The following is an 11,925-nucleotide window of genomic DNA, read 5'->3' on the forward strand; positions in this document are numbered from 1 at the left end:
AATTTGTTCTTGCAATTTGGGAAAAAGTTTAATCTATAGTTTGTTAATTAGTAGTGCCGTGTTAGGGTACGGTCTACTAGCACCAAGGGACTCCGTACAGGCATCGAGCACGGAGTCAGGAGCACCATCAGCACAGTCAGTATCACAGGCAAGTGGAGCATCTCAGGCAAGTTCAGTTACTTTAAAAACTGGCAGTACTGATGTCTCCCAGGCAGAAAGTGTTGAGTCGGGTGATACGAGCCAACCAGCTGCTGTAGCTGCCAAGGCTGCAACCGACACTAGCAACGCAACTGAGGCTTCAAGTAGCGAGTCGTCGGTAGCTGTTTCTGGCTCAAACTCAGCAACAACGTATTCAGCTGAGGATCCATCAGAGCCAGCAGCGGACACGGAAACTGATGCAACGAGCACTGAAGCGCTTGATCCAACGGAACCGGATACAGAAACGCCAGCCGATACTAACAATACGGTTGCCGTCATTCCAAAGGGTGAAAAGACGACTGTCACACCGACGTATCCAGAAAATATTGGGGAGAATACCTCAAATATTTCGACAGTTATTACGCCAATTCAAAAAACCGTTTCATCAGGGAATGATTCGGACTTTAATTTGACGTTCAAAATAACGGGGCCAAAATTTAAATTAACAAATGCAAAATTGGTTGTGCAACTACCTGATCAAGTTGGGGTAACGTTTGACCAGAACCTCAATAAGTTAAAGATTGCGGGAGTTGTTCCCGTCTACGATATTAAAAAAATGACGTTAACCTATAATTTTAAGACACTTAAGAGTGGGAGTTTCAAAAATCTCATTTTGCCATTACACACGAAAAAGGGCGTTTTACCAAATGGGACAGTTTTAACTGTTACCGCGAAGTTAACCGCTGACGAACTTTCTACTGCAGCAACTGCAACTGCTCATTCAAGTATTACGGCAAATAAGACGAGCAGTATTACCAATAAAATTGTTTCTGTTGAGAGTGCTGATCCTGAAAATGCTGATCATACCAACCCAGCGCAAAATGATACTGCGGTTTGGGGTGTTGGGATAACCTTGCTAACCTCACAAAACGGTTAAGTTGCCTTACAACCAGGAAGTGATTTAGTTGTCACGTATAAGCTGGCCAAAGGGCTGACCTATAAAGGATTGCAATCCGGTGAAGGTCTAAACATGACGACCCCAACGGTAACGACAAATTCCGATGGATCGACGACTTTAACTTGGACGTTCAGGGCACCGGATATAGATACGCAAACCGCGTCGGACATTAACTACCGGTTTAACGTGATTACGACGGTGAATGATGACGTTATTTCGTATACGACCTTAACAAATACAGCTGGTTATCAGGCAACCTATTATGATGGGGTAACTGGTGGCCGTACCATTGATGCCAAAGTTCAAGTCGCACCGGCAGATCAGAGTCGAATTCCTGATTCAGTCGGAAGTGCGTACGCAACTTCTCACCGAGGGCCAATTGACGGCGCCGGTAATTATCAACAAACAGGTAAAGTTGATTCTAATAAAACGTTCTATGTAGAAGATGATCCAACTTTAGGCTATCAAGTTATTTTAACTTCTACGGTTGCTACCTCAGCAACTAGAAACTTTGACTTGTACACGATGCACTATTTCTTGGATCCACATTTAAACTTCACCGGGTTCACTACGGGTGAATTCTACTTTAGACCTGACTCAAGCTTTACAAATTACTTACCATTAACGGAGCGTCCATACATGACACTTGCTGTTGATTACGGCGATGGTGTCTATCACATCCTAGACAGTGAAGTGACGGCAAACGAAACCTTTACCCAGCAACAATTAGTTGACAAAGGATTGGATACCAGTCAGACGATTAAAGAAATTTTGCTATTCTTCCACAAACAGGGTAGCGATACCTTGCCGGATGATGTCGATCACCCAACCGAAAGTAGTTGGGCACCGGCTGGACTTTACGGTAGTGTTAAGATTCTTGCCCAACCTGACGAAGGCTATATTGGACAGGTGCAAAATAAAATGTACACGACTTTCTGGGGTGTTGATTCCAAAAATAATGCCCGTTATGCTTATGATCTCGACGATTGGGATCGTTATCCAGGATTTGCTGCTTACTTTATGCCACAAACCTCTCAAATTGTTCACGCACCACAAGGCGTTAATCGAGTGGTAACTGGGCAAGTTGGGTTTACGGACACAAACTCAGGTGAACAAGTAATACTTGGTGATCACCAAGTTGGCGTCAAAGTTAATTTGACCTCAACTTCGTTAGATGTTTTGACACAGTTGCATGGCGATTTTGAAGGCTATGTTCTTTTGCCAAAGGGTGTTGAGTATGATGCCGAAACATCAATACCAAGTACGGCATACACTACGAGTTTAGTGACCGATGATTACAACGGAACTGGCGAATCACTGGTTAAGATTGTTTGGCAAACGAAGTACGTGACCACAACGACTGGAATTTCGGCAGCGTTTGGGACAAAAGTGACTTCCGAAGCCGCCCACGTCATTGATATGAATTTGGTCGCTTTCTTAGGTAGCCAAGAATACACCGTTCCCGGAATCTCAGGGGACAGTCAAATTACTGACACCACTTTAACCACAGATAAATCAGACTTAAATAGTAATAGTCAAACTGATGAAAATGTGATTGAAACCGGCGCCGAATATATTATCGCAAATTCCACTGAACTACAGGTAACCGGTGAAGTTTCAGGTGATAAAGAAGCGACTTGGCATCAGACAGTGACTGTTTCGCCAGATTCAGTTGCGACGATTCATTTGAATACAACTGAAAACACAGATGAAACAATCAATCAGTTGTACGCCATTGATGAGTTACCAACTTTAGGCGATTTGGGGATTACTGACTCAACGGATAGAGATTCTAACTTTGTGGTTTCTCTGGATGGCCCAATTACCCTTCCAAGTGATTGGGAAGGGAAGGTTACCGTTGAGTACACAACGACTCAATTGCCAAGTGTTAAGGGTAGTTTGGATGGCGAAACCGTTTATCCAGACGGCGTAACACAACTGGAAAATGCGGCTGAATCTGCCGATGCAACTTGGCTGGCAGCTGATGACGTGACTGATTGGTCCTCAATCAAGGCGTTCCGACTCGTAATGGATCCAGACAGCGACTTTGAGATTGCTGGACAAAACCAGACAATCAGCTTCAAGGTCAAAGTTCCTGGTCTCGATTCACTTAGCGGGATTGATAGTCCACAGGCTTGGAACACATTTGCCATGGCAGTCAATGCATCGCAAGCTGTCGAACCAGAAGAAGTTGGCATTTTCGTCACGGATGAAGCAGCACCCGTTAAAGTTATTTATCAAACGGAAGACGGGACAATTCTCGAAAGTGGCCTCGCAAATTACCCAGCTGATGCAAAATATGGGGATGCGTACACAACCACGCAGAAGGGATTTAGTGGCTACACCTTTGTCAAAATGGGTGACAACAGTGCCCCTGCAAACGGCACATTGAGTGGTGACGAACAGACCGTTATCTACGTTTACAAGAAAGTTGATAATGGCGGTGGAACGACGACACCTCCAGAAGTACCGGAGACACCTGAAGTTCCTGGAAATCCAGGTAACCCGGGCGATCCTGGCACGCCAGAAACACCAACTGAACCAGAAACACCGTCAAATCCTAGTGAACCGGCTAATCCGGAGACACCAGGTAACGGTTCCGACGGTAATTCTGCTTCAAACGGCAGTCAGGACGCCACAGTTGGGACTAGTGTCACTAATCCAACGCAGCAGAATGAGTCTGACAACGCAGCTCAATTACCACAAACCAATGAAAAAGCATCCGTGAATGGTCTTGCTGGCATTATTATGCTAGTCTTAACCGCCATTCTTGGACTGTTTGGAATCAAAAAGAAACGTTCATAATCTTGAAAAGGGTAATGATTAAAAATCATTACCCTTTTTTGCTGTCATTTTTGCCGTAACCGAGTAAGATGAAAGCAGAATTTAAAACAGGGTGACGGTAATGGAAAATGAAGTAGAATTAAAAGTTGTTATGTACCATTGGTTGGTTGTCGGCTTGACGCTCATTTCATTTTTGAATGTCGCATTGATGATAATTCGTTTGGGAGATTGGCAAACGGAATGGTGGGTCGCCACTGGATTAACGATTATTTTCGCCATTGATTACGGGATTCGATTAATCAAAGCAAAGAATCGCAAGTCGTTTTTGATTACCTCGGCATTTGACCTGTTGGGAATTATTCCGATGCATCCGGGGTTTGTTATTTTTCGATTGGCTAGGTTGGTTAGAATTATCAGGTATCACCATTTGTTTTGGCACCTTGGTATCTCTGGCAAATGGACCCGTAATTTTCACCGATTTGTGTACGATACGGGATTTATTTACTTATTTGCAATTAGTGTTGCGATTATTAGTTTGAGTGCGCTCTTATTTTCAATATTTGAGCACCGGTCGTTGCCGCAAGCACTGTGGTGGGCGGTTACGACTGCAACTACCGTGGGATACGGAGATATCACCCCGAGCACGGCTGACGGAAAAGCCATTGCCATTATCCTAATGCTGGGTGGTGTCGGCTTTATTGGATTACTCACTAGTACAATTACGGACTACTTTACAAATGAAACCGCTGATAAAGCTAAAACGGAAGAGCAAGATGATCGTGAACTCTTACGGCAGCTATCAGCTCAAATTACAAGATTGGATCAAAAGGTAGATAAGCTACAGTCAAAAATTAATCAAAAAAAATAAGAGCCTCTCAGGGCTCTTATTTTTTCGGAATTATGTGTGCATATTCACAATATACAGGATTATAAAAGGGGATTTTCACCCCTGCTTCCTAATGGGAAACGTATGACTGAATTTAGAATATCATAAACGATGGTATATGTAAACGGTTTCAAAAAAATAGTGATCTTTTGAAAGGATCATATTTGACATTAGGTGTATATACACATAAAATAAAAAGGGAGTTTCAAAGCGATTGGAGGCCTTTTATTGGCAGATAATATTTTTAAAAATGGTGAGCTTTTGAAGGCCATTGGTATTTTAAACCGCTGCTATAAACGTGATTTAAAGGCCCGCTTGCAGCCACTCGGGTTAAACGAGGGGAATTTTTTCCTATTAACCACAGTTGCTGAATCACCTGGTATTACTCAGGACCAATTGGGTAAGGCGACCGATCTTGAGCACAGTACGATTGCAAGAATGATTAGGCGCATGGTTGTGCGAGGACAAATCGAACGTCATCAGGATGAAACGGATCGTCGAATTCAGCGGCTTTATGTTTCTAATGATGCAAAGACACTTATTCCGACCATTAATCATGAAGTCCGACATGAAACTGATTCGCTGACGTCACAGCTTACTGTGGATGAGCAAAAGCAATTATTTTCGTTGATTAATAGAGCCATTGATGGCGTAAAGAAAAAGGGAGAATAATAAATAAAAATGACTCAAAATCAAGCAAAATTATCACGAAGAGGATTGATCGCTATTTTGGCGGTCGCGGTCCTTTCCTTCATTGGTATTCTGACGGAAACCTCACTGAACGTGGCCTTTCCAACAATTATGAAGCAGTTTGACGTAAAATTAGCGACCGTTCAGTGGCTGACAACGGGTTATCTACTGATGGTTTCACTTTTAATGATTGTTTCGGCGTTTTTGAACAAGCGATTTAAAACAAGATCCATTTTCATTACGGCGGTTAGTTTCTTTATGCTAGGAAGTATCATTGCAGCAGTCGCACCGACTTTTTGGATTATTTTATTAGGTCGGATTATTTCTGCCGCGGGAACTGGCTTATGTATTCCACTGATGTTTAACGTGATTGTTGAAACGGTTCCAGTTCATCAAATTGGGTATTACATGGGGATCGCAGGAATGGTTCTTTCAATGGCCCCAGCGTTTGGTCCCACTTTTGGCGGGGTGATGGTTTACTTTCTAAGTTGGCGGATGATTTTTTGGATTGTGGTTCCGTTTGCAATTATTGCTTTAATCTTTGGAATGGCATCGTTAGAGCAACACCATGATTTGAGCCATCCCGATTTTGACTGGGTCAGGTACTGCTTACTCGCGGTTGCATTTGTCTCGTTAAGTTTGGGATTCAATTCGGTTTCTACCGCGGGATGGTTAGGAAAGGCATTTCTAGGCTCAGTGGTTCTGGCAGCTATTATGCTGTGGTTCTTCATCCGAATTTCAAAGACGACAACCAAAATGTTACTTAATATCAACGTCTTTAAATCTAAAACATTCGTCAGTAGTTTAATTGCGTACTTCTTCCTGCAATTTGCCAATATTGGAATGAGTTTTGTTTTACCAACCTACGTTCAGATTGTGAATCATCAGAGTGCCCTAATTGGTGGGTTAATCCTCTTGCCAGGGAGCTTTATTGCTTCTGCAGCAACACCACTATTTGGAAAAATGTTAGATGATAAAGGGGCAAAATTGCCAATTTTATTGGGGAACTCAATATTCGCGGCTGGCTTGATTGGATTTGTATTTGGTGGAAAAATTCTACCGATTGGGTTAATTATCATTTTCTACCTTATCTTTACGTTTGGTCGGTCAATGGTGTTTGGGAATACCATGACTTTTGGGTTAACGGGTGTTTCAAATGAGTTGCGAGCTGATGCCAATGCGTCATTTACGACGGCTCAGCAGTTTGCGGGCTCAATTGGTACGACGATATTGGCAAGTATCATTTCAATTAGTCAAAATAGCGGGCAAAGTCTACCTCAGTATCAGTTAACCGCCATCGGAAGTCGATATGCTTTTGCGACCCTACTTGTATTAGCGCTGATTAATTTTGGGCTTTATCATCAGGCATTTAAAAAGAACGAACGCGACAATTAATTTTACAACGCGATTCGTGTTTGATAGAATAAGACATATTAAGACATCGTTATGAGATTTTCGTTGTAGGGGACGAGGTGCTCATAAATTGGGAGACCACTCCCGATAAGTAATCAAATAAGTTAGAGGCACAACCCTAATTCTTCTGGGTTGTGTCTTTTCTTTAGATAAATTAGAAAATTGCTGGTTTTTAGCAAGTGGGTTCTCGCAAGGGTTACGACCACTTTACTGGCTGAAAGTACAAAATTAGTAAAATTAATCGTTGGAAATACTTCAAATTGGCGTTGTAATAGATTAAACTCTCCTTAAAGGGCAGTTCTCATATTTTTAGTTAAATTAGTTATTTTTTTAAGAATTGGTGTTATTAATTCCTTATAAATTTGAAAAAGAAACGAAATTTGAGTAATCTAGAATTGTTATTAGGGATTACTGTTAATTTCGGTGGATGCTGGTGAAGATTTGAACATTAATGCTGAAATTTTAACAACAAACGAAATGCAAAAATTGCAACTGATGGCATTTCTACAGGAAAAGACAGATAATACGCTGAGTCATTTCTATTTAATCAATGAACTTGGTTATAACAAAGTGTTGCATCTATATCACAAACTTGTTGAAGATTTGAAGGAATGTAACAATGTAAGCGGTACAATTGATGCGGACAAGTTACTGAGTGAGACCAATTTTGATGATTTTAGAGCAGATCAATATCAGCAACAGATTACGTATAAAATGTTGTTATCAATATTACTGTAGACTGAAAGGTCAGTTGAAGAATTCACGAGTAAGAACGGAATTTCGAAAGCAAAACTATACAGATTAACCCAAAAAATTCGTCGTGATTTAGCGGAAGTAGGGATCCGCCTAAATTTAGGGGCATACAGTTTTGAGGGTAATGAAGTTTTGATTGAGTATTTCCTGATGACACTATTCGATACAGCACGGCAAGATTTAACAGAATTACTTCCAAAGAAACGAGTCGATTTAGTAAAGGATTTTTCAAAACGCTACTTCGTTAACGACGTTGCAACACCAGAACCTGAAAGCATTTTACATTTACGTCAGCATTTTTTAGCGATTATGTTGATTGGACTTTCTCAAGGATATAATTTTTTAAGGGGCGATATCTTCGTCGAACTTATGGATTTAAACTTCACTTCTGGTACGTCGATTTTGACGCAGTATCTAATGGGAAACTACAGCCTATCTGGACAAGAGGCATTAACGCAGACGAATACGTTAAAGTTTGTGATGAAATATGGGCCAGAGTTTATTAGTCGAATGCCGTATCATGAAATTGTTAAATTACTCAATGGCATGCATAAGAGTCCCGCTTGGCGAGCAATTTGGCATGAAGATGAGGTTACGGATTCGGATAGACCCTATTTAGGCAAACTTGAGTTACGGGTTATCGGCTATATGCTAATGATCATGTTCTTCGGAGATTTTCCGGTGACAAGTTCGACTTATCTCGATCGATTTATGGTCGGTGAAAAACCAGGTAATTTCGTTGAGCTTAGGGCAGCAGCTGCGAAAGTTCTGCTCGAGTCTAATTTGGAAGTTGTGAGTGGCAATCGAGTTAATAAGATAGCAATGTTGTTTTATGCAGTCATTTCCGTTTTGGAGACGCTTGGACAGACAGCAACCATTTTTATGGATACACAGCTTGAAAATATTAATTTAGATGCGTTTAGTTATATGATGCATAATAGGATGCAAATTAAATCTATTCGTACTTTTGATTCTAAATTTTGTCCAGCAATCATTGTCTATAGTGAAATGAGGGCGCCGGTCAATCAAATTCTGACTGAGAATCAAAATGTTACTTCTGTTAAATGGGTAAGTGAGTTGCAAACCATTGAGAATTTTCGACGAATTTTTGATGCCTATCGGGATAGCAGCTTACAGTTTTTAGAAAAATTGGTCGGAGGGATTGATTCATAGATTGGTCACAGCTAGTTTGGAAACAGCAGGGAAGCGAATTAAATAGATAAAATCTGGGGTGGCCGTATTATACGGCTTTTTTATTTTCTACTACATAATGAGTTTCATTAGTAAATCGTTTTGGGGATGGGTGCCCATATGAAAAGTGTGGATGGCAAATTTTCTGAAACCAAACCGTTCATAAAAGGTAATTGCTTTAGTGTTGTTTTCCCAGACACCCAGCCAAACATAGTTGACCTTTAACTCATGCGCAATCTTGATTGCTAACTTCATGAGTTCTTGGCCAACTTTTTTTGATTGATCTTTTTTTAAAACGTAAATCCGCTGAACTTCGAGAGAGTTGGAGAGGCCGCTTTCAGTTTGGCTACCAAATTCATTAACCTTTAGATATCCCACCATTTGGCCATTATCGATAGCAACGAAAAATTGCGCACGGGGATCGACAAGTTCGGTTGCCAGTTTTTCAAGGGTTAAATTTTGGGTTAGGTAGGTTTTGATAGCTTGCTCAGTGTTGTGAGGACCAAAAGTTTGGACAAAGGTTAATTGACTGATTGATAGGAGTTCATCTACATCAGCGATTGAAGCACGTCGGATTTGAATCATGATAATCACCTCAAAGTCTAGTTTAAAAAGGTTCATAAATTATTCATTCTTAAGCAATAGAATGGACACTTTTCTACTATATTATAAAAGAAAAAGTGGAACTTGAGGTGAATAAGATGAAAACAGTTAGAAACCAATTTAATGAAATTGATAAGCTGGTGCGGTTATATGATCAGCAAGACCGTTTGACCAACAAGAAGATCGTCATTACCAATGATGCAGAAGGAATTGGTGCCTTACTTGCAATCCTAGTTGCCCGCGAAGGCGCTGAAGTTTTGTTCATGCATAATCGGGAACCATTGATGGCGTTTGAAGTTGCATTTAGGATTGATGAAGCAGGTGGGCGCGTGATTATTTCGGAAGGTGATTGGAGTTCCGTGGAAAATGTGACCCGACTGGTTGAAGTTGTGCAAAATTTTTGGGGCAGCGTGGATGCGGTTTTCAATACGGTTCCTCGGGGCAGCTATATGCTCACGAAAAAGGTGTCCCCGTTTCTGAGTGAGAATGGTCATATTATCAACATGGTGCAGTCAAAGTTAGATAGACGTCACCCTAAGGTCGCCCGATTTTTAGATGCGGAAGTTGCGTTAACGGATTTAACCTATGACTTAAATGAAAATAAACTATTGAGGAATAAATCGATCTCAATTGTCGGAATTCATCATGATTCAAATGATAAATCAAAATTAGGTGACGTAAGTTCGCTTTGTTTGCCGATTTTAACGAAGCAGATTATCCCAAATGAACTTATTTTAGAAACTAGTCGTGAGAATCGTTGACTTTTGAGGGATGGATTTGTATGATTAACGTCATAAGCAATGAAGCAGTGAAGTAGTAATGTCGAGCAACGATGAAGAAACTTAGCGGGGGCTGTGAGCTAAGCGACTCGACTTACGAATTACGCTGATGGAGCTACTAAGTTTTAGCGGGTCATTCCGTTATCGATGCTTGAGAGATTTTTGGAATTCCAAAAATAACTTGGGTGGTAACGCGGAAATTAATTTCGTCCCTAATGGTATTTGCCATTGGGGATTTTTTTATTTTATAAGGAGGAAATGGAATGAATATTATTGATGAATTAAAATGGCGGGATGCCATTAATCAGCAAACAGATGAAAAAGGATTAAATGATTTAGTTGATGAGAAGAAGGTTGGACTGTACGTTGGGATTGATCCTACCGGAGACTCAATGCACATCGGGCACTTAATTCCCTTTATGATTCTCAAACGATTTCAGTTAGCGGGCCATCGTCCATATATTGTTATTGGTGGCGCAACGGGATCAATAGGTGACCCAAGTGGCAAGAAGGCTGAGCGTAAGTTACAGACAATGGACGTTGTTGAAGACAATGCTCGGAAAATCTCTGGTCAGATGGAAAAGCTATTTGGCCAGGATGGGTCATTTAAAATTGTGAACAACTACGATTGGACTTCTAAGCTATCTCTATTAGATTTCTTGAGGGATTACGGTAAGCTATTTAACGTGAATACGATGTTGAACAAGGAAGTTGTTGCATCAAGACTTGAAGTGGGAATCTCATACACTGAATTTACGTACCAGATTCTACAGTCAATTGACTTTCTACATTTATTTGAAGATGAAGATGTACAAGTCCAAATTGGTGGCGCCGATCAATGGGGTAATATTACTGCAGGGATTGATCTCATTCATAAGATAAAGGGAGCGGATGCCAAAGCATATGGACTCACGATTCCATTAATGTTAAAAGCAGACGGAACCAAATTTGGAAAAACTGAGGGTGGTGCTGTTTGGCTTGATCCTGAGAAAACTTCACCATACGAGTTCTACCAATTCTGGATTAATCAAGATGACCGGGATGTTGTGAAATACCTCAAGTACTTTACGTTCCTTTCCGAGGATGAAATTAATGACTTGGCAGATAAGGTTAAGACCGCTCCTGAAAAAAGGGAAGCACAACGCCGCCTAGCTGAAGAGGTAACAGAATTCGTTCACGGAAAAGATGCCGTTAAAGAGGCGGAAAACATCACAAAAGCTCTTTTCTCCGGCAATGTTGCAGATCTTACGGCAAATGAAATAGAACAAGGATTCAAGAATATGCCTTCAGTTGACGTGACTAATGAAAAGAAAAACATCGTTGAATGGTTGGTCGACGTTACAAAGATTGAACCATCTCGTCGCCAAGCAAGAGAAGACGTCACAAACGGAGCCATTAGAATTAATGGTGAGAAGGTCCAGGATACAGATGCAGAGATTAATCCAGCTACCCATTTTGATGGGAAGTTTGTTGTTGTTCGTAAAGGTAAAAAGCGCTATTTCTTAGCTCGTGTTAAATAGGGGTATCCTCTTCCATTTCGGAAGAGGATATTTTTTTTAAAAAAGTGTTGACTCCAAACAGTATTGTTGGTATATTTATTAATGCGCTGTTGCGTATCGCCAATTATCATTTAAACAACCAGAAAAATTAGTTGTTGACATGATGTTTTGGAAGTGATAGTATTAAGAAGTTGTCCTAACGGACACAACGTAGACCTTTGAAAACTGAAC

At 40.9% G+C, this 11,925-nt stretch carries 10 protein-coding genes, 1 pseudogene and 1 other annotated feature; of the genes and pseudogenes, 10 read left to right on the forward strand and 1 reads right to left on the reverse strand.

Annotated elements, in window-relative coordinates:
• From FD44_RS08645 to FD44_RS08675, 8 genes and pseudogenes are all read left to right on the forward strand, one after another.
• The coding region (locus tag FD44_RS08645) for a hypothetical protein (protein ID WP_235809390.1) at positions 1-1,075 on the forward strand (1,075 nt) is incomplete at its 5' end.
• A 93-nt stretch (positions 1,076-1,168) separates the two neighbouring features.
• Positions 1,169-3,901, forward strand: coding sequence for a MucBP domain-containing protein (locus FD44_RS08650; RefSeq protein WP_029327572.1), 2,733 nt, complete (start codon positions 1,169-1,171; stop codon positions 3,899-3,901).
• A 100-nt stretch (positions 3,902-4,001) separates the two neighbouring features.
• The gene (locus FD44_RS08655) at positions 4,002-4,748 is read left to right on the forward strand and encodes a potassium channel family protein (protein ID WP_010620148.1); all 747 of its coding nucleotides are present in this window, start codon (positions 4,002-4,004) and stop codon (positions 4,746-4,748) included.
• Positions 4,749-4,994: 246 nt separating this feature from the next.
• A complete protein-coding gene (locus tag FD44_RS08660; RefSeq protein WP_010620147.1) occupies positions 4,995-5,438 on the forward strand; it encodes a MarR family winged helix-turn-helix transcriptional regulator in 444 nt (147 codons plus the stop codon).
• A gap of 9 nt (positions 5,439-5,447) precedes the next feature.
• Entirely contained in the window at positions 5,448-6,851 is a 1,404-nt protein-coding gene (locus FD44_RS08665) for an MFS transporter (RefSeq protein ID WP_010620146.1), read from the forward strand.
• A gap of 459 nt (positions 6,852-7,310) precedes the next feature.
• The gene (locus tag FD44_RS08670) at positions 7,311-7,607 is read left to right on the forward strand and encodes a hypothetical protein (RefSeq protein ID WP_147657450.1); all 297 of its coding nucleotides are present in this window, start codon (positions 7,311-7,313) and stop codon (positions 7,605-7,607) included.
• A 21-nt stretch (positions 7,608-7,628) separates the two neighbouring features.
• Positions 7,629-7,772: pseudogene (locus FD44_RS10910) on the forward strand (helix-turn-helix domain-containing protein); the annotation flags it as partial.
• Positions 7,773-8,795: a hypothetical protein gene (locus tag FD44_RS08675; protein ID WP_010620144.1), complete on the forward strand. Its 1,023-nt coding sequence runs from the start codon at positions 7,773-7,775 to the stop codon at positions 8,793-8,795.
• A 90-nt stretch (positions 8,796-8,885) separates the two neighbouring features.
• Here FD44_RS08675 and FD44_RS08680 read toward each other — a convergent pair whose 3' ends face one another.
• Positions 8,886-9,398 carry a GNAT family N-acetyltransferase gene (locus FD44_RS08680; protein WP_029327570.1) on the reverse strand — a complete coding sequence of 171 codons (513 nt, stop codon included), beginning with the start codon at positions 9,396-9,398 and terminating at the stop codon, positions 8,886-8,888.
• A 116-nt stretch (positions 9,399-9,514) separates the two neighbouring features.
• Between FD44_RS08680 and FD44_RS08685 the strand changes: the two genes are divergently transcribed.
• A complete protein-coding gene (locus FD44_RS08685) occupies positions 9,515-10,177 on the forward strand; it encodes an SDR family NAD(P)-dependent oxidoreductase (RefSeq protein WP_010620142.1) in 663 nt (220 codons plus the stop codon).
• Between the two features lie 30 nt (positions 10,178-10,207).
• Positions 10,208-10,412: a binding site (T-box leader), on the forward strand.
• 46 nt (positions 10,413-10,458) lie between these two features.
• The gene (tyrS, locus tag FD44_RS08690) at positions 10,459-11,715 is read left to right on the forward strand and encodes a tyrosine--tRNA ligase (RefSeq protein ID WP_010620141.1); all 1,257 of its coding nucleotides are present in this window, start codon (positions 10,459-10,461) and stop codon (positions 11,713-11,715) included.
• The last annotated feature ends 210 nt before the right edge of the window (positions 11,716-11,925 follow it).

Origin of the sequence: Secundilactobacillus malefermentans DSM 5705 = KCTC 3548 (assembly GCF_001436395.1) — a bacterium.
Classification (GTDB): domain Bacteria; phylum Bacillota; class Bacilli; order Lactobacillales; family Lactobacillaceae; genus Secundilactobacillus; species Secundilactobacillus malefermentans.

Bases quoted from the DNA above. Each gene is read 5' to 3' on its own strand.
- FD44_RS08650 (WP_029327572.1), top strand. From the start codon at position 1,169: ATGACGACCCCAACGGTAACGACAAATTCCGATGGATCGACGACTTTA.
- FD44_RS08655 (WP_010620148.1), top strand. From the start codon at position 4,002: ATGGAAAATGAAGTAGAATTAAAAGTTGTTATGTACCATTGGTTGGTT.
- FD44_RS08665 (WP_010620146.1), top strand. From the start codon at position 5,448: ATGACTCAAAATCAAGCAAAATTATCACGAAGAGGATTGATCGCTATT.
- FD44_RS08675 (WP_010620144.1), top strand. From the start codon at position 7,773: ATGACACTATTCGATACAGCACGGCAAGATTTAACAGAATTACTTCCA.
- FD44_RS08680 (WP_029327570.1), bottom strand. From the start codon at position 9,398: ATGATTCAAATCCGACGTGCTTCAATCGCTGATGTAGATGAACTCCTA.
- FD44_RS08685 (WP_010620142.1), top strand. From the start codon at position 9,515: ATGAAAACAGTTAGAAACCAATTTAATGAAATTGATAAGCTGGTGCGG.
- tyrS (WP_010620141.1), top strand. From the start codon at position 10,459: ATGAATATTATTGATGAATTAAAATGGCGGGATGCCATTAATCAGCAA.